Genomic DNA, 26,377 nt, shown 5'->3' on the forward strand with positions numbered 1-26,377 from the left:
CGTGGACCCCTCGCCCGACTCAGACCTAAGTGCTTGATTTTCAAGCCCCTTCAGCATCTGCGCCGGAAGTGGGGCGCATTATAGGGGAGTTTCAGAGCAGGTCAACAGTTATTTTACGACCGCGTTACAGCGGATCAACTCAGCCATGTCCTTGACCGCCTGCTTGAAGCCGACGAAGACCGCCTGGGCAACGATGGCGTGACCGATGTTCAGCTCGTTGATACCTGGCAGCGCCGCGATCGGCTGGACATTATGGTAGTGCAGGCCGTGGCCGGCATTGACCACCAGCCCGAGCCCGGTGGCGAATTCCACCGCCTTGGCCAGGCGCTGCAACTCAAGGGTCTGCTCTTCCCGGGTGTCAGCCTCGGCATAACGACCGGTGTGCAATTCGATCACCGGGGCGCCGCTGTCCTTGGCCGCCTGAATCTGCTGCAGATCCGGGTCTATAAAGAGGGACACTTCCGAAGCCGGCAGCGCGGCAATGGCGTCGCGGATGCGCTGGACCTGACCCAAGACATCCAGGCCACCTTCGGTCGTCAGCTCTTCCCGACGCTCCGGCACCAGGCAGACGTGCTCGGGCCGGATCTCCCGAGCGAACGCCAGCATCTCAGGGGTCAGGGCGACTTCGAGATTCATGCGGGTCTGCAGGAGGTCACGCAGCAGGCGGACATCCCGCTCCTGGATATGGCGACGATCCTCACGCAGGTGCAGGGTGATGCCATCCGCGCCTGCCTCTTCGGCGTCCAGTGCCGCCTTGACCGGATCAGGGTATCTCGTACCCCGGGCCTGGCGAAGGGTGGCGACATGATCGATGTTGACGCCCAACAGAACACGACTGAACTCTTTCATGGCTTATTCACTTGGCTTGGCGAACAATTCGCGACTCATCAGGGGTTTGCTGCCCAGGTGCGGCGCCAGGGCCTGGCGCATCAAGCGCTTGGCAGCGCGAACTACCGTGGGATCGTCCCATTCGCCGCGATCCAGTGCCAGGATTTCCGCGCCGGCCAGACAGCCCGGGCGAACCTCGTCGACGGGCTCGAAGCCCTGATCCGGAATGAAGTGATAGAGGCGCCGGGCTTCGATGGCTCGACCATCCAGGGCCTGGGACAGTGAAAAGCCGTAGCCCAGCAGGTCGAGCAGACGCCATTCGAAGGTACGCAACAGGGGTTCGACCGGACGCCCCTGGACCAGAGCGGCCAGGGTCAGACCATAGAGTTCGAAGAGGGCGGGATAGGGATCTTCGGCGGGTAGCAGCCGGACCAGCAGCTCATTGAGATAGAAGCCACTGAAAAGGGCCTGCCCCTGGAGCAGATAGGGCGGCGCCAGGGCGGCCACCTTCTGCAGATTCTTCAACTCCCCTCGCCCGCTGATCTGCGCCTCGAGCGGAATGAAGGGTCTGGCCAGACTCCCGGAGCGGGAGCGGGCCGCACGCAAGACGGTACGGACCCGGCCAAAGGCGCCGAACACATCCACCAGCGCACTGCTTTCCCGGTAAGGACGCGAATGCAGGACGAACAGCGGCTCGGACGCCTGCATCGCTAGAGGTCGGAATAACCCAGAGAGCGCAGGGCACGCTCGTCATCGGACCAGCCGCCTTTGACCTTGACCCAGAGATTGAGCATGACCTTGGCGTCGAACAGGGTTTCCATGTCGTGGCGGGCCTCCTGGCCGATCCGCTTGATGCGCTCGCCGGCCTGACCGATGAGGATTTTCTTCTGGCCATCACGCTCGACCAGAATCAGGCCATGGATGTGCAGCACGCCGTTGTCGTACTTGAATTCCTCGATCTCGACCGCGACCTGATAGGGCAATTCCGCCCCCAGCTGGCGCATGATCTTTTCCCGGATCAGCTCGGCCGCGAGGAAGCGACTGGATCGGTCGGTGATCTGGTCTTCGGGGAAAAAGTGGTCGCCTTCCGGCAGGCGCTCGGCGACCAGCTCTTCGAGGGCGTCGAGATTGTGACCGTGCTGGGCGGAAATCGGAATGAGCGCGGCTTCCGGCAGTTGCTCCTGCAGCCATTGCAGGTGCGGCAGCATGTCGGCCTTGTCTTCCAGGCGATCCATCTTGTTGACGGCGAGCAGCACCGGGCATTTCACGAAGCGCACCCGCTCCAGCACCATCTGGTCTTCGTCGGTCCAGCGGGTGCGATCGACCACGAACACCACGACGTCCACATCGCGCAGGGCGGTGACGGCCGTCTTGTTCATGAAGCGGTTGAGCGCCTTCTGGTTTTCCTTGTGCAGACCAGGGGTATCCACATAGATGGTCTGGACCTCGCCCTCGGTCTTGATGCCGAGCATGTTGTGGCGGGTGGTCTGCGGCTTGCGCGAGGTGATGGCCAGCTTCTGCCCGAGGATATGGTTGAGCAGCGTGGACTTGCCGACGTTGGGGCGACCCACGATGGCTACGTAGCCGCAGCGCGATGCCTTCAGCTCATCATTCATGACCATTCTCCACGCCCAGGGCGATCAAGGCCGCCGAAGCGGCTATCTGTTCGGCGATGCGGCGACTGGCGCCCTGCCCCGTCGTCTTTTCGTTGAGCATGGCGATCTCGCATTCGACGAAGAAGACCCGGCAATGGGGCTCTCCTTCGATGGCGACCACCTCGTAGCGCGGCAGGTCGCAGGCACGCGCCTGGAGAAACTCCTGCAGCCGCGTCTTGGGATCCTTGTTGGTATCCACCGGCGTCAGCTCGCGCAGTTGCGGACCCAGCCAGGCCATGACCCGGTCTTTCGCCGCATCCATGCCGGCATCCAGATAGATGCCGCCGATCAGGGCCTCCATGGCATCGGCGAGAATGGATTCGCGACGAAAGCCGCCGCTCTTCAGTTCACCGGAACCCAGGCGCAGGTAGTCACCGAGCTCGAAGCTGCGCGCCAGCAGCGCCAGGGTCTCGCCTTTCACCAGCTTGGCCCGCAAGCGGGACAGCTGGCCTTCGCGAGCCTGGGGGAAGTGATCGTAGAGGGCTTCGCCGATGATGAAGTTGAGGATGGCGTCGCCGAGAAATTCCAGGCGTTCGTTGTTGCGACCGGCAAAGCTGCGGTGCGTAAGGGCGAGCAGCATCAGGTCCGGGTCCTGGAAGGTATAACCCAGCCGACGCTCGAGGCGATCTAGAGATAAAGTCACGGGAGATTTATACGGAAATCACGATTGAAACGAACGACCAGATCGATGTTGCGGATCAGGTGTTCACGTTTTTCATAGTCGAGGTGGATCTGCAGGTGGTTGCCGTCGGCTTCGACGCGCATGGCCTTTTGCAGATCGAGATCACGGATGTCGTTCACCTGCATACCCTTCCCCACGTAGCTGTAGACGTCGGACACGCTGCGAATCTGGTTATCGGGGCTGTCGCCGATGGATTCGATGACCTTGGTCAGAGCATTGTAGTCCAGGTAATGCGGGACGAGTTTCATGGCAGTGCTGGCCAGGAAGGCGATGACGCAGAGTCCGAGCAGACCACCGAGAAACGACAGACCCTGCTGACGCGACGGGAGACCGGATACTCTGCGTTCATTCATCTGATGATACCTACGCGAGACAGGGTGGGCATGCTCTGCAGCTTGGGCTCCGGCCAGCTCAGCCAGACGGCGAAGGCCTTGCCGACGATGTTGCGGTCGGGAACCATGCCGAGCAGGTCACGGGGAATGCTGGGATCGTCCCAGTAGCGGCTGTCGTTGGAGTTGTCGCGGTTGTCACCCATCATGAAGTAGTGACCGGCCGGCACCTTCCACTCGTGGTCGGGCTCCATGCGGTAGCGGGTCATCTCTTCGCGGATCAGGTGTTCGGCCTTGCCCAGTTGTTCCTTGAACAGCTTGACGCTGCCCAGCGAGCCCGGCTCGTCACCCACCAGTTCCTCGCTGACACGCTGGCCGTTGATGTACAGCTGCTTGTCGCTGGTATAGCGGATGGTATCGCCCGGCACCCCGATCACGCGCTTGATGTAGTTGACGCTGGGATCGCTGGGATAGCGGAACACCATGACGTCGCCACGCTGCGGATCACCGATCGGGATGACCTTGAGGTCGATCACCGGCAGGCGGATGCCGTAGGCGAATTTGTTCACCAGGATGAAGTCGCCCACTTCCAAGGTCGGCTTCATGGAGCCCGAAGGAATCTGGAACGGCTCCACCAGGAAGGATCTCAGGATCAGCACGATGGCCAGGACGGGAAAGAAGGACTTCCCGTACTCGACCAGTGCCGGCTCCTTGTTCAACTGCTCCAGGACCACGGGATCAGGCTCGCTGACCTGCTGCCCGTAGGTCTGGATCGCCTTGCGACGACGCGGTGCGAGCACCAGCAGATCGATGAGCGCCAGGGCGCCGCAGACGGCGACCGCGAGAACCAGCAACAGAGGGAAGTTCCAGGACATGGGCTTCAGCTATCCACCTTGAGCACGGCCAGGAAGGCCTCTTGAGGAATCTCTACGCTACCAACCTGCTTCATGCGCTTCTTACCCGCCTTCTGCTTTTCCAGCAGCTTGCGCTTACGGGAGACGTCACCGCCATAGCACTTGGCCAGAACGTTCTTGCGCAGCGCCTTGACGGTGGTACGGGCGACGATCTGACCACCGATGGCTGCCTGGATCGCCACGTCGAACATCTGCCGCGGGATCAGCTCCTTCATCTTCTCGGTCAGGGCGCGACCCTTGTAGTGCGCCTTGTCGCGATGGACGATCAGGGCCAGGGCGTCGACCTTCTCGCCGTTGATGAGGACGTCGAGCTTGACCAGGCTGGCCGCCTCGAAGCGATCGAAGCTGTAATCGAGCGACGCATAGCCGCGGCTCACCGACTTCAGGCGGTCGAAGAAGTCCAGTACCACCTCGTTCATCGGCAGATCGTAGCTGACCTGCACCTGGCTGCTGAGGAATTGCATGTCGCGCTGGACGCCACGCTTCTCGATGCACAGGGTGATGACGTTGCCCAGGTGCTCCTGGGGTACCAGGATGTTGGCGCGCACGATGGGCTCGCGCATCTCGGCGACGGAGGCCAGATCCGGCAGTTTCGAGGGGTTGTCGACATAGATGGTGCTGCCATCCTTGAGCACCACCTCGAAGACCACGGTCGGCGCCGTGGTGATGAGGTCGAGATCGTATTCGCGCTCCAGGCGCTCCTGGATGATCTCCATGTGCAGCATGCCGAGGAAGCCGATGCGGAAGCCGAAGCCGAGGGCCTCGGAGCTTTCCGGCTCGTATTGCAGGGCCGCGTCGTTGAGGGTGAGCTTCTGCAGCGCTTCGCGGAAGTCCTCGAAATCGTCGGAGCTGACCGGGAACAGACCGGCATAGACCTGCGGCTTGACCCGCTGGAAGCCCGGCAGCATGGCCACGTCAGGGGTGGCGCTGAGGGTCAGGGTGTCACCAACCGGGGCACCGAGGATTTCCTTGATGCCGGCGATGATGAAGCCCACTTCACCGGCCTTCAGATCAGGCATCTCGGTGTGCTTGGGCGAGAAGACGCCGACGCTGTCGACCTGGTGCACCTTGCCGGTGGACTTGACCAGGATCTTGTCGCCCTTCTTGACCCGCCCGTGCTTGACGCGCACCAGCGAGACGACGCCCAGGTAATTGTCGAACCAGGAGTCGATGATCAGCGCCTGCAGGGGCGCCTCGATCTCGCCTTCCGGCGGCGGAATGACCTTGACCAGCTGTTCGAGCACCTCCGGCACGCCCATGCCGCTCTTGGCACTGCAGGGCACGGCGTCGGTGGCATCGATGCCGATGATGTGCTCGATCTCGGCCTTGACCTTGTCCGGATCGGCCTGGGGCAGATCCATCTTGTTCAGCACCGGCATGACCTCGAGGCCCTGCTCGATGGCGGTGTAGCAGTTGGCGACCGACTGGGCTTCGACGCCCTGCCCCGCGTCCACCACCAGCAGCGCGCCTTCGCAGGCGGCCAGCGAGCGGCTGACTTCATAGGTGAAGTCGACGTGGCCGGGGGTATCGATGAAGTTGAGCTGGTAGGTCTTACCGTCTTCGGCCTTGTAGTACAGCGTGACGCTGTGGGCCTTGATGGTGATGCCACGCTCACGCTCGAGATCCATGGAATCCAGGACCTGGGCCTCCATTTCTCGGTCGCTCAAACCACCACACATCTGGATGAACCGATCCGCAAGCGTCGACTTGCCGTGATCGATGTGGGCGATGATGGAGAAATTGCGGATATGGCTCAGATCACTCACGAATCAGCACTCGAATAGCCAGCGGCGGAACATCCGCCGGGAAAATAGCGGGGGAGTTTACCTGAATGCGGCAAACAAGGGGACTCGCGCCGTTCGAGCGGACAAAAAGAAGGGGCGGTCGCCCGCCCCTGCTCGCCTGCCTTGCCGTTACTTGCCCGGCAGCTTGAAGGTGATGAAGCTGGCGCGACCGTCGCGCACCACGCGCATCGAGATGGAACGACCCGCCGGCAGCGCCGAGGTGATCTTCTCGAAGGCCGGGGCCGATTCGATCGGCTGGTTGTTCAGGTGGGTGATGACATCGCCCGGACGCAGGCCGATGGCCGCGGCAGGACCGTCGCCACTCAGCTTGTTGATGACCACGCCGCCCTGGATATCCAGGGTCTTCTTCTGCTCGGGCGTCAGGTTGGCCACGGCGATGCCCAGGCGATTGCTGGCCCGGTCGGAGCCACGCTCGCCACCGGAAGCGGCCTGGTCGTCCTTGGGCATGTCGCCCACGGTGACGCTCAGGTTCTGCCGCTTGCCTTCACGGATGATCTCCATGTCCGCCTTGGCACCCGGCTTGAGGTTGCCGATCAGGTGCGGCAGGTCGGCGGATTCCTCGATCTTCTGGCCATTGACCGAAAGGATGACGTCACCCACCTTGATGCCGCTCTTGGCTGCGGGGCCGTCGTCCAGGGTCTGGGCGACCAGGGCGCCCGCCGGACGATCCAAGCCGAAGGATTCGGCGAGGTCCTTGTCCACCTCCTGGATGACCACGCCGAGCCAGCCGCGGCTGACCTTGCCTTCGGTCTTCAGCTGATTGGCCACGTTCATGGCGACATCGATCGGGATGGCGAAGGACAGACCCATGAACCCCCCGGAGCGGGTGAAGATCTGCGAATTGATCCCGACCACCTCACCCTTGAGGTTGAACAGGGGGCCGCCGGAGTTGCCCGGGTTGATGGCCACGTCGGTCTGGATGAAGGGCACGTAGCTTTCATTGGGCAGGCTGCGACCCTTGGCGCTGACGATACCGGCGGTGACCGAATGATCGAAGCCGAAGGGCGAACCGATGGCCAGCACCCACTCACCGACCTTGAGCTGGTCGGAATTGCCCAGCTTGAGGGTAGGCAGGTCCTTGGCGTCGATCTTCAGCAGGGCCACGTCGGTGCGGGGATCCGCGCCGATCAGCTTGGCGGTGTGATCACTGCGGTCGGAAAGGCGCACCAGGATCTCGTCGGCATCGGCGACCACATGGTTGTTGGTCAAGATGTAGCCATCGGGCGAGATGATGAAGCCGGAACCCAGCGACTGGGCCTGCTCCTGCTTGCCCCGGGGACTGCGCGGCATCTGCGGAATGCTGCGCTCGAAGAACTCACGGATGCCCGGCGGCAGACCTTCCAGGTCCGGCATGGTCATGGAGCCGGCGCCGCGACCTTCGGGAATTTTCTGACGGGTACTGATGTTGACGACTGCGGGAGACGCGGCCTCGACCAGCCCGGTGAAATCCGGCAGATCGGCCCGAGCCATGGCCGTCAGTCCCATCAGCCAGAGCCCCATGAGGGCCGCCGTGTAATGCTTTAGATTGCGCATGCGCATGCAGCTCCACTCTATCCAATGACTTGAACACATCGCTGGCGACCTGCCTTTCCGGGATCGGAGGCACTGTCAGTGACGACTGGCAGCAGAAATACCACGCCCTTGCTGAACGATAGCTTTCGAAGCTTTTTTGCGACCTGGTCGAAAATCTCCAGGGCAAAAAAAACGGCGCCTGGAGCTGGGCTCCGGGCGCCGTTTCGAGGTGAAGCCAGCGGATCAACGCTGGGCAGGAGCGTCCTGCTTCTCACCTGCCGCAGGCTTGTCAGCCTTGATTTCAGCGTTGGCCTTGGTGCTTTCTTCGCTGAAGCTGGCCAGTACGGCCGGGCTACGCGCGGGTTGTGGCACGGTCAGCTGGCTTGGCGCCTGCTGGGCCAGACCCTGGGTGGAGACGTCGGACTGGTTGTACATCCGCACGCCTGCCAGCACGGCGAAGGTCACGGACGCGGCGACCGCGACACGACCCAGGCTCGACCAGCGACCCTTGCTCGCCTGAGCAGCAACAGGTGCTGCTGCCGGCGCTGCGGCGACCTCATCACGCTCCAGCGTGGTGGTGACGCCTTTGGCGATATCCAGATTCGGCAGCATGGGCTCACCGCGGATCACCGCGCTGACCATGGCGTAGCGCGACCAGGTGGCGCGCAATTCCGGGTCCTTGCTGACCTCGGCGATGACGCGCCGGGTTTCGAATTCGTCCGCTTCGTTATCCATAACAGCGGACAGGGATTCCAGCAGGGCTTCACGACTCATACGTATTACCTCTCTAAAAGCTGTCGCCGCTGTCTATGCATCACGCAGCAGGGGCTGCAATGCTTTGTCTATCGCTTCCCGAGCCCGGAAAATCCGGGACCGGACCGTTCCCACCGGACACTGCATTACATTGGCAATGTCCTCGTAGCTGAGGCCTTCGAACTCACGAAGGGTCAGCGCGGTGCGCAGATCTTCCGGGAGTTGCTGGATGGTCCGATGCACGGTGGCCTCGATCTCATCCCGCAAAAGGGACCGCTCCGGGGACTCGATATCCTTTAGAGCATGGTCGCCTTCATAAAATTCCGCATCTTCGGCACTGACGTCGCTGTCCGGTGGACGACGACCCCGGGCAACCAGATGGTTCTTTGCCGTATTGATGGCGATGCGATAGAGCCAGGTGTAGAAAGCACTATCGCCACGGAAGTTCCCGAGCGCGCGATAGGCTTTGATGAAAGCCTCCTGAGCGACGTCCTGGGCTTCCTGGGTATCGTGGACGAAACGCACGATCAGACCGAGAATCTTGTGCTGATACTTGAGTACGAGCAGGTCAAAGGCACGCTTGTCGCCGCGCTGTACGCGCTCGACCAGTTGTTGATCCTGCTCCTGGGTGGGCAGGGCTTGCTTGCTATCCTTGGCTTGCAGCTCGGTATCGTCCTTGCTTTCACTATCGACGCGCGCTGCTAGACTGGGCTGTTGCACGAAAGTTCTCCCCTCCACAGCAGTTGATGAGCGAGCACTGAAATGGCTGCTGATCGCTCCTGGGTATCACTGATTTAGCTTTGGCAGATGGCCCATTCTCGTTCAGGCACTCCGGCCGCACGGATGAGCGATTATCTGTACATAGACCCCGCTTTGCGCCCGCGAGTTCCCTGCCCCTCCCCCGCCGATGGCTATGCCGTCAGCCGCCTTGTTCCTATACTCGCCGTCTCGGTGAGAAGGAAACGTCATGGCGCGTCATCTGGAATTCGATGTCCTGGTAATCGGCAGTGGCGCCGCGGGCCTGACGCTCGCGCTCAATCTGCCCGCGACGCTGTCGATCGCGGTACTGAGCAAGGGCGAGCTGGCACATGGCTCGACCTACTGGGCGCAGGGGGGTGTCGCCGCCGTGCTGGACGAGGGCGACACCGTCGAGGCGCACGTGCAGGATACCCTAGTCGCGGGCGCCGGGCTGTGTGACGAGGCCGCCGTGCGCTTCACCGTCGAGCACAGTCGCGAGGCCATGCAATGGTTGATCGACCAGGGCGTGCCCTTCACCCGCGAGCAGGACGCAGGCAAGGGCGGCCTGGGTTTTCACCTGACCCGGGAAGGCGGCCACAGCCACCGCCGCATCATCCACGCCGCCGATGCCACCGGCATGGCGATCTTCGACACCCTGCTGCGCACCGCGGAAGGCCGTCCCAATATCCAGCTGCTCAGCCAGCGCGTGGCGGTGGATCTGATCACCACGGAAAAGCTCGGCCGGCCGGGCGCTCGCTGCCTGGGCGCCTATGTGCTCGACCGCACCAGCGATCAGGTGGATACCTTGCATGCGCGCTTCACGGTGCTGGCCACCGGCGGCGCCAGCAAGGCCTACCTCTATAGCACCAACCAGGACAGCGCCAGCGGCGACGGCATCGCCATGGCCTGGCGCGCCGGCTGCTCGGTGGCCAATCTGGAATTCAACCAGTTCCATCCCACCTGCCTCTATCATCCCCATGCGCGGAGCTTCCTGATCACCGAAGCCCTGCGTGGCGAGGGTGCCGTATTGCGCCTGCCGGATGGCGAACGCTTCATGCCGCGCTTCGACCCCCGCGCCGACCTGGCACCGCGCGACGTGGTGGCGCGCGCCATCGACCACGAGATGAAGCGCCTGGGCATCGACTGCGTCTTTCTCGACATCAGCCACAAGCCGGCGGACTTCGTGCAGGAGCACTTCCCCACGGTCCATCGCCGCTGCCTGGAACTGGGCATCGACATCACCCGCGATCCGATTCCCGTGGTGCCGGCCGCGCACTACACCTGTGGCGGGGTGCGCGTCGACGAGCACGGGCGCTCGGATCTCGCCAGCCTCTACGCCATCGGCGAAACCAGCTGTACCGGTCTGCACGGCGCCAATCGCATGGCCAGCAATTCGCTGCTGGAGTGCTTCGTCTACGCCCGCTCGGCGGCGCTGGACATCCAGGCGCAGGAAGCCGAGATCGCCATGCCGCGCGACCTGCCCGACTGGGATGCCAGCCAGGTGACGGACTCGGACGAGGACGTGGTGATCGCACACAACTGGGACGAGGTGCGGCGCTTCATGTGGGACTACGTCGGCATCGTGCGCACCACCAAGCGACTGGTGCGCGCGCGCCATCGCATTCGGCTGCTGATGGACGAGATCGACGAGTTCTACAGCAACTACCGGGTCAGTCGCGACCTGATCGAATTGCGCAACCTGGCCCAGGTGGCGGAGCTGATCATCGAGAGCGCCCTCACCCGCCAGGAGAGTCGCGGCCTGCACTTCACCCTGGACTATCCGCAGCTCGCCAGCACGGCCCGGGACACTATTCTGGTGCCGCGAACCGGCGCGGCGCGAAGCGAAGCCTGACCCTCAGCCGGCGATGGGCGTCCGCGGCAAGGCTGTCGCGGGCGATGCAGAGACTGCGGGTGCGTCTTTCCTCGGGCAGCCGATAGCGCAGGACCACCAGCCGCGGCAGGGCCAGGCTGTCCGGGCGCACCTGGATGGCCTGCCAGCCGGTCGCTGGCGACCAGAGCTGCCAGCCCTCGGCGCCATGGCGCAGCCGCCGTGGGACGCCTGGGTAGCGCTGCTGGAGCTGGCGCTGGCGTACGCGCTGCCACGACCAGAGCACCAGCAGCGTCAGGAGGGGCTTGAGCGTCCAGGGAATGGCCGCCAGCCAGGGGCAGATCCCCGCGGCGAACGCGGCCAGGGCATGCAGCCGCAGGAGGCCGGCAGAGGCGCTCCAGCGGCATTCGAAGGGCTCAAGCCGGCTGGACACGGTCCAGGATCATGCGCACGATGAGCTGCAGATCGGTGTCTTCCGGTTCGCCGCGCTGCATGAACCAGTGGAACATGTCCTGATCCTCGCACTCGAGCAGCTTGCGATAGCGCGCCTGGTCTTCCGCGCCCAGGGAGGAATAGACCTCCTTGACGAAGGGCACCAGCAATACATCCAGTTCCAGCATGCCGCGACGGCTGTGCCAGTACAATCTGTTGAGTTCGGTAGCTTCGGTACTCATGGGGACTCCTGCGACAATCGGCGCAGTATAAGCCCGAAGCGCCCCGCCGCGCAGTGCGCCTGACATTCACCCTGGGCGCGCCTATGATGAGCGGCTTCACTCGACACGGAGCTGCTGCCGCAATGGCCGACTCGCCGTATTTCTGCCGCTTGACCCACGAAGGCGTCCTGGCCATCCGTGGGGTCGATGCGACCAAGTTTCTCCAGGGGCAGGTGACCTGCAACCTCAACTATCTCGCTGACGACCAGGCCGGCCTGGGCGGTCGCTGCACGCCCAAGGGGCGCCTGGTGTCCAGCTTCCGCATCGTCAAGCAGGCCGACGGCTATCTGCTGGCGATGGCCGCGGAATTGGTCGAGCCCCTGCTGACCGATCTGAAGAAGTATGCGGTCTTTTCCAAGTCGACGCTGACCGACGAGAGCGGCCAATGGCAACGCCTGGGGCTCTCTGCCGCCGGTTTCACCAGCGCCTGTCCCGAGGTGGTGCTGGATGACCGGGCCAATGCCGTGGCGCCGCTCGACGGCGGCTTCGCCCTGCGGCTGGAGGATGGCCGGGTCGAGACCTGGCGCGCGGCGGACGCAGCGGCGCCGGCCTTGCCGGAGGTCGCGCTCGACGAATGGCTGCTGGCCCAGGTGCGGGCCGGCGTGGGGCAGGTGTTCGGCGCGACCCGCGAGCTGTTCGTCCCGCAGATGATCAATCTGCAGGCGCTGGATGGCGTGAGCTTTCGCAAGGGCTGCTACACCGGCCAGGAAATCGTCGCGCGCATGCAGTACCTGGGCAAGCTCAAGCGGCGCCTCTATCGACTCGCCGGCAGCGACCAGCCCCCCGCCGTGGGTACCGAGCTGTTCTCGCCGGTGCATGGCAGCAGCGTGGGCGAGGTGGTGCTCGCCGCGCCCAGCGCCGAGGGCTGTGAATTCCTGGCGGTGCTGCAGGGCGATGCCGCCGAGGATGGACGCGTCTCGGTGGGCAGCTCGGGCGGGCCAAACTGCCGTTTACTCGATTTGCCCTACTCACTCGATAGCGATCGTGAAATAAAGCGCTGAAGGTTGGGATCGCCTTTTCCGCTCCTCACACAGGTACGTCATGACTCCTCTTGCCGAAAAAGTTGTCCAGGATCTTCTGCACGCGATAGACACCGATCGCGTGGTGCTGCCCACCCTTCCCGAGGTGGCGCTGAAGGTCAGAGAAGCGGCCGAAGACCCCAACGTGGGTGTCGCCGAGCTGAGCCGGGTGATCGCCATGGACGCCGCCCTGACGGCGCGCCTGATCAAGGTGGTCAACAGCCCGCTGCTGCGTACCAGCAAGGAGATCACCGACCTGCAGATGGCGGTCGGGCGCTTGGGCATCAACTACACGGCGAACCTGGCCACGGGCCTGGCCATGCAGCAGATGTTCCAGGCCACCAGCGACGCCGTGGATCGCAAGATGCGCGAGGTCTGGAGCCAGGGCACCGAGATCGCCGCCATCAGCCATGCGCTGTGCAAGAAGTACACGCGCCTGATGGCCGATCGCGCCCTGCTCGCCGGTCTGGTGCACCAGATCGGCGTGCTGCCGATCCTCACCTATGCCGAAGAACAGGAAGACCTGCTGGCCAACGCCATCACCCTCGACCAGGTGACGGCGCGCATCCATCCGCAGATCGGCGAACGCATTCTCAAGGTCTGGGACTTCCCGGCCGACATCGCCTGCGTGCCCCAGGAGTATCTGGCGCTGGAGCGCCAGCCCGCGGTGGCCGACTATGCCGATATCGTGCAGGTCGCGACCCAGCTGCATGCGCAGCGCCAGGGTCAGCAGGAAATCGCGGTGCAGACGCTGCCGGCCGGCATCCGTCTGGGACTGAACAACCAGCCGGATCCTGCCCAGGATCAGTCCTTCTGGGACGCGGTGGAACAGTCGCGCACCCTGCTCGGCTGAGCCTAGGCTTCTTCGGCGGGAAATTCGACCCGCACCCGTAGCCCGCCGAGCGCGCCGTCCAGCAACTGGATGCGCGCCCGGTGGGCGGCGCAGATCTCACCGACGATGGCCAGCCCCAGCCCGGCGCCCCCGGACTGCGGATCCAGGCGCTGAAAGCGCTCGAAGACCTTGGCCCGCGCATTGGCCGGAATGCCGGGGCCGTCATCCTCGACTTCCAGCACCGCCGGGGCCAGCACCCGCACCACGATGTTGCCGCCGGACTGGCTATGGGCCAGGGCGTTTTCCACCAGATTGCAGAGCAGCTCGTTGAGCAGCGTCGGCTCGCCTATCACCGGCGCCCTGGCGAAGGGCTCGAAGGCCAGGGCCACGCCCTTGGCATGGGCCAGCGGCGCCAGCGCCATGGCCAGCTCCCGGGCCAGTTCGCTGAGCTCCAGGCGTTCGGCGCCCCCCTCGGCGATGGCCTGGGCACCACTCTCGATCCGTGCCAGCGACAGCAGCTGGTTGGCCAGGCGCGCCAGGCGATCGGTGCTCGCGCGGGTCTCTTCCAGGGTGGCGTACCAGGCCTGGGGCTCGTGTTCGCGCAGGCCCAGCTCGACCCGCGCCTTGATCGCCGCCAGCGGGGTGCGCAATTCGTGGGCGGCATTGGCGATGAAGTCGGCCTGGCGCTCGAACAGGCGGCGCAGGCGCAGGGTGAAGCCCTCCAGGGCATGCACCAGTGGCAGCAATTCCTGGGGCGCCCGTACCTCAGGCAACGGTCGCAGGTCGTCGACCCCACGCTCTTCCACGGCCTGGCGCAGGCGCTCCAGCGGCCGCAGGGCGGCACCGACCGCCATCCACACCAGCAGGATGGCACCCAGCCCCATCAGTCCGAGGCGGATCAGGGTGTCGGTGAGCAGGCTGCGGGCCACCTCCTCGCGAGCTTCGGCGGTCTCGGCGACGCGGATCTCGGCCATGCCGGTGAGATCCGGTTCGCTGACCGGCTGGGCCAGGCTGACCACCCGTACGTCCTTGCCGCGATAGGTGCTGTTGTAGAAGCGCGCCAGCGCAGGGTATTCGCGGGTCAGGGCCGTGCCCGGCGGCGGGGGCGGAATCTCTTCGTAGCCGGAGATCAGCCGGCCACGAGTATCCAGCACCTGGTAGAAGATGCGCCCGACGTTGTCGTAGGCGAAATTGTCCAGGGCGATGTAGGGCACATCGGCGCGCAGGGTCCCATTGGACGCCGACAGGCCCGCGGCGATGGTGCGGGCCGAAGCCAGCAGCGTCCGGTCATAGGCCACGTCGGCCAGGCGCCGGCCATTGAGATAGGCGGCCAGGCTGCTGACCGCCAGGATCACCGCCAAGAGCACGACCAGTCGCAGCAGCAGTCGCCCACGCAGACTGCCGGCCGCCTTTGCCACTTCAGCCATGCTGCTCTTCCAGCAGATAGCCCAGGCCGCGGAAGGTGACAATGCGTACCGCGCCGGCTTCCAGCTTCTTGCGCAGGCGGTGGACATAGATCTCGATGGCTTCGGGACTGGCCTCTTCGTCCAGGCCGAAGACCTGGGCAGCGAGTTGCTCCTTGCTCATGACCCGGCCGGGGCGGGCGATCAGCGCGGCCAGCACGGCGTGCTCGCGGGAGGTAAGCGACAGCGCCTCCTCGCCCAGGGTGAAGCGCGAGGTATTGAGGTCGTAGATCAGCGGACCGCAGCGCTGCTGGCGATCGCCACCCAGCACGCTGCGGCGCAGCAGGGCCTTGACCCGGGCTTCCAGCTCGGTGAGCTCGAAGGGCTTGGCCAAATAATCGTCGGCGCCGAGATTGAGGCCCTGCACCCGGTCCTTGACCTCGCCGCGGGCGGTGAGCATCAGCACCGGCAGACGATCGCCACGCTCGCGCAGGCGCGCCAGCACCTCGAAGCCATCCATGCGCGGCAGGCCGACGTCGAGAATGGCCAGGGCATAGCTTTCGCTCTGCAGCGCCAGGTCGGCGGCCACGCCATCATTGAGCAGATCGACGTTGAGTCCGGCATTCTTGAGCGCCTGGGCGACGCTTTCGGCCAGTGGCGGATGATCTTCGACCAATAGGATGCGCACGCTGACAGCTCCCGCTCAAAAAATCCGAGTTTACCGGATAGCGGCCGGCTGGCCTGCAGCCGGCACCGCACTATCGCCGCCTTTCACGCCTGAAAGGCTGTTGAAAGCTTGGCGGTCTAGAGTGAAAGGTAGCGGTCCCAGAACCGCATGATGCTTGCCCAAGCGCCACCCCTGGTTGGCCAACAACAATAACAAGCGGAACGACATCCATGCTCGCCCTCGCGCAGCTCCACGTGCTCCCGTACCCCCTCTCCGAACGATCGCCGCCCTGGCGAGCCTGAGCCGTGTCCGCCTGTCAGCTTCTGAAATAACAACAAAAGGAAGACGTCGATGAGCACCACCTTGCGCACCCTCACCCTGACCCTGGCCGCCTCCGTGCTGCTGTCCGCCCAGGCCATGGCCGAACCCAAGCGTCCCGAATGCATCGCCCCGGCCTCCCCGGGTGGTGGCTTCGACCTGACCTGCAAGCTGGCCCAGAGCGGCCTGGTGGAAGCCAAGCTGCTGGACAAGCCCATGCGCGTGACCTACATGCCCGGCGGCGTGGGCGCGGTGGCCTACAACACCGTGGTAGCCCAGCGGCCGGCGGATGGCGACACCATCGTCGCCTTCTCCAGCGGTTCGCTGCTGAACCTGGCCCAGGGCAAGTTCGGTCGCTTCGACGAGAAGGCCGTGCGCTGGCTGGCGGCGGTAGGCGCCAGCTACGGTGCCATCGCGGTCAAGGCCGATTCGCCCTACAAGACCCTTGGTGACCTGGTCGAGGCGTTGAAGAAGGATCCGAGCAAGGTGGTGATCGGCTCCGGCGGCACCGTGGGCAGCCAGGACTGGATGCAGACGGCGCTGATCGCCAAGGCCGCCGGCATCAATCCCAAGGACCTGCGCTACGTGGCCCTGGAAGGCGGCGGCGAGATCGCCACCGCGCTGCTGGGCGGCCACATCCAGGTCGGTAGCACCGACATCTCCGACTCCATGCCCCATGTCGAGGCCGGCAATATGCGCCTGCTGGCGGTCTTCGCCGAGCAGCGCTTCGACGAACCGGCGATGAAGGACATCCCCACCGCGCGCGAGCAGGGCTACGACATCGTCTGGCCGGTGGTCCGCGGCTTCTATGTCGGCCCGAAGGTCACCGACGAGCAGTACAACTGGTGGAAAGCCAGCTTCGACAAGCTGCTGGCGTCCGACGACTTCGCCAAGCTGCGTGACCAGCGCGAGCTCTTCCCCTTCGCCATGACCGGCTCCGAACTGGACGCCTATGTGCAGAAGGAAGTCGCGCGCTACCGCGGCATGGCCAAGGAATTCGGCCTGATCCAGTAACAGAGCCCCCGCCCCTGGCGCCCTCCGGGCGCCTTCGAGGATGTCGACATGATCTTCCAACGCGCCTTCATGGCGGTCTGGCTGGTGGCCGGACTCATCATGCTGTTCATCGCCCGGGATTACCAGGCGCCCTTCTCCTACGAGCCGGTCGGTCCGCGGGCCTATCCGATGCTGATGTTCGGGCTGATGAGCCTGGGCCTGGCCTATCTGATCATCCGTCCCACGCCGATTGGCGATGGCGAAGACCAGAAGCCGCTGGACGCCTCGTCGCTGCGCAAGGTGGTGGCCTGCTGCGTCATCTTGCTGGGCTACGCCCTGACCTTCCAGCCGCTGGGCTTCCCCTTGAGCGCCTTCCTGACCGCCACCCTCTGCGGCCTGCTCTATGGCGGCCGCCTGATGCCCTGTGCCCTGGTCAGCCTGCTGCTCTCGGTCAGTCTCTATGTGCTGTTCGACCGGGTGATGGAAGTCCCCCTACCCCTTGGCGTGCTGGAATTCCTGGAGGGCTGACATGGAAACCTTGAATTTTCTGATGCAGGGCTTTGGCGTCGCCATGACGCCGACCAACCTGATCGTGGCGCTGATCGGCACCCTGATCGGCACCGTGGTGGGCCTGCTGCCGGGTCTCGGCCCGATCAACGGCATCGCCCTGCTGATCCCGGTGGCCTTCGCCCTGGGCCTGCCGCCGGAGACGTCGCTGATCCTGCTGGCGGCGGTCTATCTGGGTTGCGAATACGGCGGCCGGATCTCTTCGATCCTGCTGAACATCCCCGGCGAAGCCGCGACCATGATGACCTGTCTGGACGGCTATCCGCTGGCACGCCAGGGCATGGCGGGCGTGGCCCTGTCGCTGTCGGCCTGGAGCTCCTTCATCGGTGCCTTCATCGCCACCTGCGGCATGGTGCTGTTCTCGCCGCTGCTGGCCAAGTGGGCGATCGCCTTCGGTCCGGCGGAATACTTCGCGCTGATGGCCCTGGCCATCCTCAGCCTCTCCGGCATGGCTGCCGAGAAGCCGGTCAAGACCCTGGTCGCCGCGCTCTTCGGCCTGGCCATCGCCTCCGTGGGCATCGACGCCAACAGCGGCGTCTATCGCTTCACCTTCGACAACGTGCACCTGGCCGATGGCATCGACTTCGTGATCCTGGTGCTGGGGCTGTTCTCGGTGAGCGAACTGCTCCTGCTGCTGGAGCAGACCCATCATGGCCAGGTCGCGGTCAAGGCCACCGGGCGCATGCTGTTCAACGTGCGCGAAGCCCGCAGCGTGTTCATGGTCAACCTGCGCAGTTCGGTGAGCGGCTTCATCATCGGCGTCCTGCCGGGTGCCGGCGCGACCCTGGCCAGTGCCCTGGCCTACACCACCGAGAAGCGCATGGCCGGTGCCGATGGCAAGTTCGGCAAGGGTGACCTGCGTGGCCTGGCTGCGCCGGAAACCGCCATCGGCGCGGCGGTGTGCGGCAACATGATTCCCATGCTGACCCTGGGCATCCCCGGCTCGGGCACCACCGCGGTAATGATCGGCGCCTTGACCCTGTACAACATCACCCCCGGCCCGCTGCTGTTCCAGAACGAGCCGAATCTGGTGTGGGGGCTGATCGCCTCGCTGTTCATCGCCAACGTGATGCTGCTGATCCTCAACGTGCCCATGGTGAAGATGTTCACCAAGATCCTCGATGTGCCGAACTGGTCGCTGGCCCCGGCCATCGCCATCATCACCGGCATCGGCGTCTACGCGGTGCACGCCACTACCTTCGACCTGGTGCTGATGGTCTGCGTGGGCATCTTCGGCTACATCATGCGCAAACTGGACTTCCCGCTCTCGCCGCTGCTGCTGGGCTTCATCCTCGGCGAGCTGATGGAGACGAGTCTGAGACGCGCCCTGTCGATCTCCAACGGCGAAGTGGGCATCCTCTGGCAGAGCGGCATCAGCCAGGTCATCTGGATCATCTGCATCCTGATGGTGGCCCTGCCCTTCTACCGTGCTTGGCGCAAGCGCCGCGCGCCCAAGCCCGCGACCGTCTGAGGTCGGTGATAGCAGCGCCCGCGGCCGGAGTCCTTCCGCCCGCGGGCGCTTTCGTTCAGGCGGACTTGAAGCTCTTCTTCGGATAGATGTCATAGCGGCTGGACTTGCCCTCCAGCACATAGCCCGGCTTCACGCCTTCGATGGCCGGCGCCTTGCGCGGGCGCTTGACCACCACCCGGTGACTGGCGCGGGTCAGGGCCGCGGCCAGCAGCGCCGGGGCGTCCAGGTCGTCGCCCACCAGCGGCCGGAACAGGCGCATCTCCTTTTTCACCAGGGCGCTCTTGTCGCGGTGGGGGAACATCGGATCCAGGTAGATCACCTCGGGCGCCTCGCCCTCCCCGCGCTGCAGGTAGGTGGTGGAGTCGGCCTGCACCAGGGTCATGAGAGCGGCAATGCCGGCCGCTTCGTGATCCCGAGCGGCGCGGGCGAGACCGTCTTCGAGCAGGGCGGCGATCAGCGGCTGGCGTTCCAGCAGCGTCACCGTGCAGCCCAGGGTCGCCAGCACGAAGGCATCGCGGCCCAGACCCGCGGTGGCATCGAGGATGCGCGGGCGCACGCCTGGGCCGACCCCGACCGCCTTGGCGATCATCTGGCCGGCGCCGCCGCCGAACTTGCGCCGGTGCGCCGCCGCACCCTCGACGAAGTCCACCCGTACCGGACCCGGTGCCTCCGGGCCGCGCTGCACCAGTTGCAGGCCCTGAGTACCAACTTGCAGGGCGAATTCCTCGGTCGTGGCGGTGCCCAGGGGCAGACCCAGGCGCGCGGCCCAGGCAGCGGCGGCCTCGATGAAGGCGGGTTCCAGGGCTTCGACGATAAGCGCGGGGCAGGCGGTGGACATGGGCGACTCGCTGGCGAAAAGACCGGCCATTCTACCGGCAGACGCGAAAGCCACCCATGTCGACATGGAAATGATCGCGGTGCGCCGCGTTGTAGTCCGGTCCCAGGGTGGTATTGAAAGAGCGGCAGGCGCCATCACGCACCAGCCGCAGGAAGCTCTGGGCCTGGGGATCGCCGGTCCAGTCCCGCGCCACGCTGATCCGCCGACCGTCGGCCAGGCGCAGCCCGGCGATGTCCAGGGCATTGGCAGTAGCGTGCTGACTGCGCCGGCCGCTGGCGCGGCCATAGATGTTGCGGCAGGCGAAGCTGCCATAGTGCTCCACCTCGGCCACTCGCTGACCATAGACGGCTTCGGCCGCCGGCTGCAGGGCCTGCCGCTCGAACAGCGCGAAACTCACCGCCAGGGGACAGCTGGCGAGGAAGCTGCCGCTGAGTCTTACCCCTTCGCCGCGCTGGATGCGCACCGTCCGCTCCAGCGGGCAGCCGGCCGAACCCGCATTGCCGCGCAATTCACGATAGTTGAGCGCCGAGGTGGCCAGGGACGTCGCGCAATAGTCGGCATCGGCCTGCAGTCGCCAGAGCTTGAGTCGGGTGACGGCATTGGTGGGGGCCTGGATATCCAGCGGCGCCCAGGGGTTGTAGGCCGGCGGAAGGCGCAGCCAGCCCTGGTCGAAGGCGGTGTGCAGACCGCCATAGAGCAGGATGACGAGACCGAGCAGGTGTCTGGCTTTCATGCGGCGCGCCGAAGGGGGATCGTGAAGCGAGAGACTTCATCTGACCGGAGCGGACAACGGGAATGCCGGCGAAAACGTCGCCAAACGTATCGCGGCAGACGGCTCGGGCTAGAGCAGGCCGAGTTGTTCGGTGTCGGCGGTGCTCAACTCGGGCAACGCGGGCAAGCCGGGCAGGCGCTCACGCAGCTGGGCGTGGAATCTCAGGGCCAGTTCGGGCGCCTGGCGGTTGTCCGGGGTGTGCAGGAAGACATAGGGCACCTTACCCGCCTCGATCCAGTCGGCCACCCGGGTGACCCACTTGGCCAGGTAATAGTCGTTGGCGGCCAGCTCCAGGCGGCCGATGAAGCGCACCTGGGGATGCTCGCTGAACGCCAGGGCGCGCGCCGGTACCCGCGGCTTCTTGGCCTGGGCCAGGCGCACGGCCGGCTCGCTCGGATCGGCGCTGAACAGGGCCGCGGAATCCAGACCGACACGCTCCACGCCCAGGTCCATGAACAGGCGGTTCAGGGCCCGCTCGGACTCGCCCTTGTCGAAAAAGGCCAGGTGCCGGACCTCCACCGCCAGGGCGCAACGCGGCGCCATGGCCGCGAGAAAGACCTGCAGTTCCTTGAGCCGATCGGGCCCGAAGCCGGCGGGCAGCTGCAGCCACAGCGGACTGGCCCGCTCGCCGAGGGGCGCCAGCAGCTCGAGGAAGGTGCGTGCGCTGGCGAGCTGCACGCGCAGATCCTCGGCATGGCTGATGTCGCGGGGAAACTTGGCACAGAAGCGGAAGTCGGCAGGCATCAGCTCGGCCCAGCGGCGGATGGTGTCCGCCGCTGGCCAGGCATAGAAGGTGGTGTTGCCTTCCACGGCATTGAACACCTGGGCGTAGCGCGGCAGGAAATCACCCGGACGCAGGCCGTGGTAGAGGCTTTCACGCCAGGCGTTGTCGTTCCAAGAGGGGCAGCCGAGAAAATACGGCAGCATCAGGCGTAGAGATCGAGGCCCACGACGCTGGAGGAGCCGTCCGCCTCGGCGCCGAGGGCAGCGGTGCTGCCGTAGCTGGCCAGGGCCTGCTGGGCGCGCGCGGTGAGCTGGCTGGCGAAGCGCCCTTCCCGCTCGCTGAGCACCAGGCCATTGCCGCCGCCGTTGCCGGTATCGGTTGCCGCGGCCGCCTCGACGCGGCGAACGGGCGCGACGTCGGGCCGGGCATTACCCGTGGTCTCGCGGGCAATGGCGTTCTGACGGGCGTCCTCGTCCTTCGCCACCTCGCGTACGGGTGTGACCGCGCGCGAGGAACGATTCAGAGGATAAGCAGAGGAGGAATAGCCGCTGTCAATGCGCATGGCAGGTCCCGAACGGATGGCACTACTCTAAGTAGGGTCGAAAGCTATGACAATCAAGGGCCGGACGCCCGTCGCGACCGGCGGACGAGCGGCATCTACAGCTTGGACGTCAGACTATTACGCCGGGTTTCCTGACGTCAGACCGACTGTTTGGGAGTGGCGACCCGATCACGCAGATAGACGGGTTGCGCCGCTTCGGATTCGGCCGACACGGCTTCACCGCGCTGCCAGGCCGTGGCCGCCAGGACCGCCAGGTCCTGCGCATGGGGCAACAGGGTGGCATCCCGCTCGGTCAGCGGCACGGCCATGCGGCCGACATAACCCCAGCCGGTGCCGGCACCGAACCAGTCACCGGTGGCGCCGGCCGGCAGGACGACGGCTTCGGGTGCCAGCACGGCTTCCGTCCCCGCCAGCACCATGGCGTCGCCGGCGAGGCGATAGCAACCCCAGTAGACCTCGTCCATGCGCGCATCGATGGCGGCGGCCACCTGGGTCACGCCACGCTCGCGCCAGGCGCGCTGGGCGATGATCGCCAGATTCGACACCGGCAGTACCGGCCGATCCAGACCGAAGGCCAGGCCCTGCACCACGCCGATGGCGATGCGTACGCCGGTGAAGGCGCCCGGACCGCGACCGAAGGCGATGGCGTCCACCTGCGCCAGGCTCAGACCGGTCTCGGCCAGCACCTCCTGCACCATGGGCAGGACCCGCTGGGCATGCAGGCGCGGCGCGATCTCGTAGCGATGGATGATCTCGTCGCCCAGATGCAAGGCGACCGAACAGGCTTCGGTGGCGGTGTCGAGGGCGAGCAGGATGGACATGGGGCGAATCCGCGACTAGGGAAAAGGGCTGCGCATTCTAGAGGAAGACGGGACGCGAGGGGACCCGCCCATCGGTCATGACGCCAGGACGGCGCCTTGACCAGACCGCCTGCAGGCACAGGCGGCCGTTACCGGCCGCTAGTTCAGGGCCTGCAGCACCTTGGCGGTGATGGCATCCACCGAACCCACGCCCTCGATGCGGCTGCACTTCGGCGTGCCCTGGGCGGCGCCCAGCTTCTGGTAGAAGTCCACCAGCGGCTTGGTCTGGGAATGATAGAGGTCGAGACGCTTGCGAATGGTGGCTTCGCGGTCGTCCTCGCGCTGTACCAGCGGCTCGCCGGTCAGGTCGTCGGTGTCGGCGACCTTCGGCGGATTGTGCTCGACGTGATAGACGCGACCCGAACCCGGGTGCACGCGGCGACCGGACAGGCGCTGGACGATTTCCTCGTCATCGACGGCGATTTCCAGCACGTGGTCGATCTTGACGCCGGCGGCTTCGAGGGCTTCGGCCTGGGGAATGGTGCGCGGGAAGCCGTCGAACAGGAAACCCTTGGCGCAATCGGCGTCGAGGATGCGTTCGCTGATCAGGGCGATGATGATCTCGTCGGAGACCAGGCCGCCATTGTCCATGATGTCCTTGACCTGGAGGCCCAGGGGCGTGCCGGCCTTGACCGCGGCACGCAGCATGTCGCCGGTGGAAACCTGCGGAATGCCGAATTTCTCAGTGATGAACCGGGCCTGAGTACCTTTGCCGGCACCGGGCGCTCCCAGCAGGATTACGCGCATCTGTTGCTCCTTAGAATGGTCTCGGACTGGCAGCCCGCGCGGGGCGCTGTCGCGATGATTGTTGTCGACGACACGAGACGGCCAAAGGGACCAACCATACACAGCGCCCCCTGGCCGCACAAGTTACCAAGCGTCGCAGGTGCCGGGGCCGTCCAGACAACTCCGGACCCCGGCAAAGGCGACAGTCTGTTCAGCCGGTATTGCGCAGTCCGGCGGCGATCCCGGCCACGCTCACCAGCAGGGCCTGATCGAGTGCGGCCGGCTGGCTTTCGCCCGCCGCCCGCGCCCGGGCCAGCAACTCGATCTGCAGGAGATGCAGCGGATCGAGATAGGTGTTGCGCACGGCGATGAACACCAGGGTTTCCGGATGCTGCTCGAGCAATTCGTCCTGCCCGGTCAGGCGCAATACCGCCACCCCGGCCTGGCGCAGCCGCTCGCGCAACTGGCTGCCGAGCACCTGCAGATCGGCTTCCACCAGGCGCTGGTCATAGAGCCGCGCCAGTTCGGCTTCGGCCTTGGCCAGCACCATCTCCAGCATGTCGATGCGGGTCTGGAAGAACGGCCAGCGCTCGCGCATCTCGCGCAGCAACGGCGATTCACCACGGCGTTCGGCTTCTTCCAGCGCCGTCTCCCAGCCGAGCCAGGCCGGCAGCATCAGCCGGGTCTGGGTCCAGGCAAAGATCCAGGGGATGGCCCTGAGGCTTTCCACGCCGCCTTCGCGGCGCTTCGCCGGGCGACTGCCCAGGGGCAACCGGCCCAGCTCCTGCTCCGGGGTGGCCTGGCGGAAATAGCTGACGAAATGCGGATCCTCGCGCACCACCCCGCGATAGGCCTGCAGGCTGTCGCGGGCGAGGCGATCCATCTGCTCGCGCCAGGCCGGCTCGGGCGCCGGTGGCGGCAACAGGGTGGCTTCCAGCACGGCGCCCAGATACAGCGCCAGATTCTGCTCGGCGATGGCCGGCTGACCGAACTTGAAGCGGATCATCTCGCCCTGTTCGGTGGTGCGGAAGCGCCCGGCCACCGAGCCCGGCGGTTGCGAGAGGATGGCCGCATGGGCCGGGCCACCGCCACGCCCCACGGTGCCGCCGCGGCCATGGAACAGCAGCAGTTCGACGCCACGACTGGCGCAGATGTCCACCAGGGCCTCCTGGGCGCGGTACTGGGCCCAGGCGGCCGCCAGGGTGCCGGCGTCCTTGGCCGAGTCGGAATAGCCGATCATGACCTCCTGGGGACCGGCCAGGCGCGCACGGTAGTCGGGCAGGTCGAGCAGGCTGGCGATGGCGGTGCCGGCGTGATCCAGATCGTCGAGGGTTTCGAACAGCGGCACCACGCGCATCGGCTGGCGCACCCCGCACTCGCGCAGCAGCAGCTGCACGGCGAGCACGTCGGACGCCGCGCCGGCCATGGAGATGACATAGGAACCCAGGGCGTCGGGTGGCGAGGCGGCGATCACGCGGCAGGTGGCGAGCACCTCCCGGGTATCGTCCTCCAGCTCGGCGTCCACCGGCAGCAGGGGCCGCCGGCTGGCCAATTCGCCGCGGAGGAATTCCAGGCGCTGCGCCTCGCTCCAGGCGGCATAGTCGCCCAGGTCCAGGTAGCGGCAGATGTCGGCCATGGCCGCGGCATGGCGCGCGGCATCCTGGCGGATGTCCAGGCGCACCAGATAGAGGCCGAAGGTACGGGCCCGGCGCAGGGTATCGAGCAGCGAGCCGTCGGCGATGACCCCCAGGCCGCAGTGCTGCAGGGAGTCGTAGCACAGCTGCAGCGGCGCGATCAGCTCGGCGTTGTCGCTGAGGATATGGCGGGCGCCGGCATGGGGATCGGTGATGGCATGGGCCGCCCAGCTGCGGGTGATCTGCAGCCGTTCGCGCAGCACCTTGAGCACCTTGCGATAGGGTTCCGGGTGATCGCCGGCCTGCTCGCGCAGGGCCGGACTCGCCGCCTGCATGGACAGCTCCGCGGCGAGCCGATCGACATCGCGCAGATAGAGATCGGCGGCCATCCAGCGCGCCAGCAGGAGCACCTCGCGGGTGATGGCGGCGGTGACATTGGGATTGCCGTCGCGGTCGCCCCCCATCCAGGACGAGAAGCGCACCGGCGCCGCCATCAGCGGCAACCGCTGGCCGGTGCGTTCCAGCAGGCCGGCATCCAGCTTGCGCAGCAGACTGGGTATCGCCTGCCAGAGCGAATTCTCGATCACCGCGAAGCCCCACTTGGCTTCGTCCACCGGCGTCGGGCGCTGGCGGCGGATCTCTTCGGTGTGCCAGGCCTCGGCGATCAACCGGCGCAACCGTGCTTCGATGGCTGCCACCTCGGCAGCGGTCAGGTCGCGATGGTCGAGGGCCGCCAGTTGCGCGCTGATCTCGTCGTATTTCTGGATCAGGGTGCGCCGGGAGACCTCGGTAGGGTGGGCAGTCAGCACCAGATCAATGTCCAGCGCCGCGACCCGCTCGGCCAGCGCCTGACCGGAATGCCCGGCCGCGCCCAGGCGCTCCAGCAATTCCGGCAGTACCCGTTGCTCGAAGGGTGGCGGCTCGTCTTCGGTGCGCCGCCTGACCCGGTGATATTCCTCGGCGATGTTGGCCAGGTTGAGAAAATGGCTGAAGGCCCGTGCCACTGGCAGCAGCTCGTCTTCGGCCAGGGTATCCAGGGTGTCGCCCAGTTGGCGGGCACCCTCCGCGGAGCCGCCACGGGCGGCCTTGGCGCCCTTGCGGATCCGCTCGATCTTGTCGAGAAAGGCCGCGCCATGCTGGTCGGCGATGGTCTGCCCCAGCAGCTCGCCCAGCAACCGCACCTGCTCGCGCAGGCGAACGTCGATTTCCACCATCTCGTGCTCCTCGAAAGTAC

At 65.7% G+C, this 26,377-nt stretch carries 27 protein-coding genes; 6 read left to right on the plus strand and 21 right to left on the minus strand.

Annotated features, from left to right (window positions below; all coding sequences use genetic code 11):
• Window positions 1-108: 108 nt before the first annotated feature.
• The 10 genes from pdxJ to rpoE all read right to left on the minus strand — a co-directional run bounded on the left by pdxJ (window position 109) and on the right by rpoE (window position 9,114).
• Window positions 109-849 (minus strand): pyridoxine 5'-phosphate synthase, encoded by a 741-nt coding sequence (gene pdxJ, locus FHR73_RS19045; protein ID WP_183633375.1) that lies wholly within the window; start codon window positions 847-849, stop codon window positions 109-111.
• Window positions 850-852: 3 nt separating this feature from the next.
• Window positions 853-1,536: a DNA repair protein RecO gene (gene recO, locus FHR73_RS19050; RefSeq protein WP_183633377.1), complete on the minus strand. Its 684-nt coding sequence runs from the start codon at window positions 1,534-1,536 to the stop codon at window positions 853-855.
• A 2-nt stretch (window positions 1,537-1,538) separates the two neighbouring features.
• Complete coding sequence (gene era, locus FHR73_RS19055) at window positions 1,539-2,444, minus strand: GTPase Era (RefSeq protein WP_133862947.1); 906 nt, start codon at window positions 2,442-2,444, stop codon at window positions 1,539-1,541.
• Complete coding sequence (gene rnc, locus FHR73_RS19060) at window positions 2,437-3,126, minus strand: ribonuclease III (protein WP_133862948.1); 690 nt, start codon at window positions 3,124-3,126, stop codon at window positions 2,437-2,439. Before rnc ends, era begins: the two co-directional genes overlap by 8 nt.
• Window positions 3,123-3,518, minus strand: coding sequence for a DUF4845 domain-containing protein (locus FHR73_RS19065; RefSeq protein ID WP_183633379.1), 396 nt, complete (start codon window positions 3,516-3,518; stop codon window positions 3,123-3,125). The genes rnc and FHR73_RS19065 overlap by 4 nt, the downstream gene beginning before the upstream one ends.
• Complete coding sequence (lepB, locus tag FHR73_RS19070; RefSeq protein WP_183633381.1) at window positions 3,515-4,369, minus strand: signal peptidase I; 855 nt, start codon at window positions 4,367-4,369, stop codon at window positions 3,515-3,517. The genes FHR73_RS19065 and lepB overlap by 4 nt, the downstream gene beginning before the upstream one ends.
• 5 nt (window positions 4,370-4,374) lie before the next feature.
• Window positions 4,375-6,174 carry a translation elongation factor 4 gene (lepA, locus tag FHR73_RS19075; protein WP_183633383.1) on the minus strand — a complete coding sequence of 600 codons (1,800 nt, stop codon included), beginning with the start codon at window positions 6,172-6,174 and terminating at the stop codon, window positions 4,375-4,377.
• Window positions 6,175-6,321: 147 nt separating this feature from the next.
• Window positions 6,322-7,746: a DegQ family serine endoprotease gene (locus tag FHR73_RS19080; RefSeq protein ID WP_183633385.1), complete on the minus strand. Its 1,425-nt coding sequence runs from the start codon at window positions 7,744-7,746 to the stop codon at window positions 6,322-6,324.
• A gap of 222 nt (window positions 7,747-7,968) precedes the next feature.
• Window positions 7,969-8,499: a sigma-E factor negative regulatory protein gene (locus tag FHR73_RS19085; RefSeq protein ID WP_183633387.1), complete on the minus strand. Its 531-nt coding sequence runs from the start codon at window positions 8,497-8,499 to the stop codon at window positions 7,969-7,971.
• 33 nt (window positions 8,500-8,532) lie between these two features.
• Window positions 8,533-9,114, minus strand: a complete 582-nt coding sequence (gene rpoE / locus FHR73_RS19090; protein ID WP_026083736.1) for an RNA polymerase sigma factor RpoE — start codon at window positions 9,112-9,114, stop codon at window positions 8,533-8,535.
• Window positions 9,115-9,445: 331 nt separating this feature from the next.
• On the opposite strand from rpoE, the gene nadB reads away from it, so the two are divergent.
• Complete coding sequence (gene nadB, locus FHR73_RS19095; RefSeq protein ID WP_183633389.1) at window positions 9,446-11,068, plus strand: L-aspartate oxidase; 1,623 nt, start codon at window positions 9,446-9,448, stop codon at window positions 11,066-11,068.
• On the opposite strand, the gene FHR73_RS19100 is transcribed toward nadB, so the two are convergent.
• Together FHR73_RS19100 and FHR73_RS19105 are read right to left on the minus strand one after the other, a co-directional pair.
• Window positions 11,025-11,477 carry a protein YgfX gene (locus FHR73_RS19100; RefSeq protein ID WP_183633391.1) on the minus strand — a complete coding sequence of 151 codons (453 nt, stop codon included), beginning with the start codon at window positions 11,475-11,477 and terminating at the stop codon, window positions 11,025-11,027. The genes nadB and FHR73_RS19100 overlap by 44 nt on opposite strands.
• Window positions 11,461-11,718: a succinate dehydrogenase assembly factor 2 gene (locus FHR73_RS19105; protein ID WP_183633393.1), complete on the minus strand. Its 258-nt coding sequence runs from the start codon at window positions 11,716-11,718 to the stop codon at window positions 11,461-11,463. The genes FHR73_RS19100 and FHR73_RS19105 overlap by 17 nt, the downstream gene beginning before the upstream one ends.
• Before the next feature lie 122 nt (window positions 11,719-11,840).
• On the opposite strand from FHR73_RS19105, the gene FHR73_RS19110 reads away from it, so the two are divergent.
• Both FHR73_RS19110 and FHR73_RS19115 read left to right on the plus strand, forming a co-directional pair.
• Entirely contained in the window at window positions 11,841-12,758 is a 918-nt protein-coding gene (locus FHR73_RS19110) for a folate-binding protein YgfZ (RefSeq protein WP_183633395.1), read from the plus strand.
• 40 nt (window positions 12,759-12,798) lie between these two features.
• The gene (locus tag FHR73_RS19115) at window positions 12,799-13,629 is read left to right on the plus strand and encodes an HDOD domain-containing protein (protein ID WP_183633397.1); all 831 of its coding nucleotides are present in this window, start codon (window positions 12,799-12,801) and stop codon (window positions 13,627-13,629) included.
• Between the two features lie 2 nt (window positions 13,630-13,631).
• Here FHR73_RS19115 and FHR73_RS19120 read toward each other — a convergent pair whose 3' ends face one another.
• Both FHR73_RS19120 and FHR73_RS19125 read right to left on the minus strand, forming a co-directional pair.
• Window positions 13,632-15,035: a sensor histidine kinase gene (locus FHR73_RS19120; protein WP_183633399.1), complete on the minus strand. Its 1,404-nt coding sequence runs from the start codon at window positions 15,033-15,035 to the stop codon at window positions 13,632-13,634.
• Window positions 15,028-15,699 carry a response regulator gene (locus FHR73_RS19125; protein ID WP_007161984.1) on the minus strand — a complete coding sequence of 224 codons (672 nt, stop codon included), beginning with the start codon at window positions 15,697-15,699 and terminating at the stop codon, window positions 15,028-15,030. Before FHR73_RS19125 ends, FHR73_RS19120 begins: the two co-directional genes overlap by 8 nt.
• A 330-nt stretch (window positions 15,700-16,029) precedes the next feature.
• Here FHR73_RS19125 and FHR73_RS19130 point away from each other — a divergent pair, with 330 nt between their 5' ends.
• From FHR73_RS19130 to FHR73_RS19140, 3 genes are read left to right on the plus strand one after another with little or no spacing between them, the layout of a single operon-like run.
• Entirely contained in the window at window positions 16,030-17,010 is a 981-nt protein-coding gene (locus FHR73_RS19130; protein WP_183633401.1) for a tripartite tricarboxylate transporter substrate binding protein, read from the plus strand.
• 48 nt (window positions 17,011-17,058) lie between these two features.
• Entirely contained in the window at window positions 17,059-17,517 is a 459-nt protein-coding gene (locus tag FHR73_RS19135; protein WP_183633403.1) for a tripartite tricarboxylate transporter TctB family protein, read from the plus strand.
• Between the two features lies 1 nt (window position 17,518).
• The gene (locus FHR73_RS19140; protein ID WP_183633405.1) at window positions 17,519-19,027 is read left to right on the plus strand and encodes a tripartite tricarboxylate transporter permease; all 1,509 of its coding nucleotides are present in this window, start codon (window positions 17,519-17,521) and stop codon (window positions 19,025-19,027) included.
• Between the two features lie 55 nt (window positions 19,028-19,082).
• Here the strand turns inward: FHR73_RS19140 and FHR73_RS19145 are convergent, their stop codons facing one another.
• From FHR73_RS19145 to ppc, 7 genes are all read right to left on the minus strand, one after another.
• Entirely contained in the window at window positions 19,083-19,865 is a 783-nt protein-coding gene (locus FHR73_RS19145; RefSeq protein WP_183633407.1) for a class I SAM-dependent methyltransferase, read from the minus strand.
• 31 nt (window positions 19,866-19,896) lie between these two features.
• On the minus strand, window positions 19,897-20,598 hold the full coding sequence (locus FHR73_RS19150) for an extensin family protein (RefSeq protein ID WP_183633408.1): 702 nt from the start codon (window positions 20,596-20,598) through the stop codon (window positions 19,897-19,899).
• Window positions 20,599-20,706: 108 nt separating this feature from the next.
• Window positions 20,707-21,564, minus strand: coding sequence for a DUF72 domain-containing protein (locus FHR73_RS19155; protein ID WP_183633409.1), 858 nt, complete (start codon window positions 21,562-21,564; stop codon window positions 20,707-20,709).
• Window positions 21,564-21,923, minus strand: a complete 360-nt coding sequence (locus FHR73_RS19160) for a hypothetical protein (RefSeq protein ID WP_183633410.1) — start codon at window positions 21,921-21,923, stop codon at window positions 21,564-21,566. Before FHR73_RS19160 ends, FHR73_RS19155 begins: the two co-directional genes overlap by 1 nt.
• A gap of 137 nt (window positions 21,924-22,060) precedes the next feature.
• Window positions 22,061-22,744: a tRNA (adenosine(37)-N6)-threonylcarbamoyltransferase complex dimerization subunit type 1 TsaB gene (gene tsaB, locus FHR73_RS19165; RefSeq protein ID WP_183633411.1), complete on the minus strand. Its 684-nt coding sequence runs from the start codon at window positions 22,742-22,744 to the stop codon at window positions 22,061-22,063.
• 138 nt (window positions 22,745-22,882) lie between these two features.
• Complete coding sequence (gene adk / locus FHR73_RS19170; protein WP_133862967.1) at window positions 22,883-23,530, minus strand: adenylate kinase; 648 nt, start codon at window positions 23,528-23,530, stop codon at window positions 22,883-22,885.
• A gap of 190 nt (window positions 23,531-23,720) precedes the next feature.
• Window positions 23,721-26,357, minus strand: a complete 2,637-nt coding sequence (ppc, locus tag FHR73_RS19175) for a phosphoenolpyruvate carboxylase (protein WP_183633412.1) — start codon at window positions 26,355-26,357, stop codon at window positions 23,721-23,723.
• Window positions 26,358-26,377 lie beyond the last annotated feature (20 nt).

Origin of the sequence: Pseudomonas sp. AS2.8, from assembly GCF_014190935.1 — a bacterium.
Classification (GTDB): Bacteria; Pseudomonadota; Gammaproteobacteria; order Pseudomonadales; family Pseudomonadaceae; genus Chryseomonas.

What these genes read in the sequence shown, in the direction of transcription:
- tsaB (WP_183633411.1), bottom strand. Translation starts at nt 22,744, where the DNA reads ATGTCCATCCTGCTCGCCCTCGACACCGCCACCGAAGCCTGTTCGGTC.
- FHR73_RS19145 (WP_183633407.1), bottom strand. Translation starts at nt 19,865, where the DNA reads ATGTCCACCGCCTGCCCCGCGCTTATCGTCGAAGCCCTGGAACCCGCC.
- FHR73_RS19085 (WP_183633387.1), bottom strand. Translation starts at nt 8,499, where the DNA reads ATGAGTCGTGAAGCCCTGCTGGAATCCCTGTCCGCTGTTATGGATAAC.
- ppc (WP_183633412.1), bottom strand. Translation starts at nt 26,357, where the DNA reads ATGGTGGAAATCGACGTTCGCCTGCGCGAGCAGGTGCGGTTGCTGGGC.
- FHR73_RS19155 (WP_183633409.1), bottom strand. Translation starts at nt 21,564, where the DNA reads ATGCTGCCGTATTTTCTCGGCTGCCCCTCTTGGAACGACAACGCCTGG.
- FHR73_RS19150 (WP_183633408.1), bottom strand. Translation starts at nt 20,598, where the DNA reads ATGAAAGCCAGACACCTGCTCGGTCTCGTCATCCTGCTCTATGGCGGT.
- FHR73_RS19140 (WP_183633405.1), top strand. Translation starts at nt 17,519, where the DNA reads ATGGAAACCTTGAATTTTCTGATGCAGGGCTTTGGCGTCGCCATGACG.
- FHR73_RS19120 (WP_183633399.1), bottom strand. Translation starts at nt 15,035, where the DNA reads ATGGCTGAAGTGGCAAAGGCGGCCGGCAGTCTGCGTGGGCGACTGCTG.
- pdxJ (WP_183633375.1), bottom strand. Translation starts at nt 849, where the DNA reads ATGAAAGAGTTCAGTCGTGTTCTGTTGGGCGTCAACATCGATCATGTC.
- era (WP_133862947.1), bottom strand. Translation starts at nt 2,444, where the DNA reads ATGAATGATGAGCTGAAGGCATCGCGCTGCGGCTACGTAGCCATCGTG.
- FHR73_RS19110 (WP_183633395.1), top strand. Translation starts at nt 11,841, where the DNA reads ATGGCCGACTCGCCGTATTTCTGCCGCTTGACCCACGAAGGCGTCCTG.
- adk (WP_133862967.1), bottom strand. Translation starts at nt 23,530, where the DNA reads ATGCGCGTAATCCTGCTGGGAGCGCCCGGTGCCGGCAAAGGTACTCAG.
- FHR73_RS19130 (WP_183633401.1), top strand. Translation starts at nt 16,030, where the DNA reads ATGAGCACCACCTTGCGCACCCTCACCCTGACCCTGGCCGCCTCCGTG.
- FHR73_RS19115 (WP_183633397.1), top strand. Translation starts at nt 12,799, where the DNA reads ATGACTCCTCTTGCCGAAAAAGTTGTCCAGGATCTTCTGCACGCGATA.
- recO (WP_183633377.1), bottom strand. Translation starts at nt 1,536, where the DNA reads ATGCAGGCGTCCGAGCCGCTGTTCGTCCTGCATTCGCGTCCTTACCGG.
- FHR73_RS19135 (WP_183633403.1), top strand. Translation starts at nt 17,059, where the DNA reads ATGATCTTCCAACGCGCCTTCATGGCGGTCTGGCTGGTGGCCGGACTC.
- FHR73_RS19080 (WP_183633385.1), bottom strand. Translation starts at nt 7,746, where the DNA reads ATGCGCAATCTAAAGCATTACACGGCGGCCCTCATGGGGCTCTGGCTG.
- lepB (WP_183633381.1), bottom strand. Translation starts at nt 4,369, where the DNA reads ATGTCCTGGAACTTCCCTCTGTTGCTGGTTCTCGCGGTCGCCGTCTGC.
- FHR73_RS19105 (WP_183633393.1), bottom strand. Translation starts at nt 11,718, where the DNA reads ATGAGTACCGAAGCTACCGAACTCAACAGATTGTACTGGCACAGCCGT.
- FHR73_RS19065 (WP_183633379.1), bottom strand. Translation starts at nt 3,518, where the DNA reads ATGAATGAACGCAGAGTATCCGGTCTCCCGTCGCGTCAGCAGGGTCTG.
- nadB (WP_183633389.1), top strand. Translation starts at nt 9,446, where the DNA reads ATGGCGCGTCATCTGGAATTCGATGTCCTGGTAATCGGCAGTGGCGCC.
- FHR73_RS19160 (WP_183633410.1), bottom strand. Translation starts at nt 21,923, where the DNA reads ATGCGCATTGACAGCGGCTATTCCTCCTCTGCTTATCCTCTGAATCGT.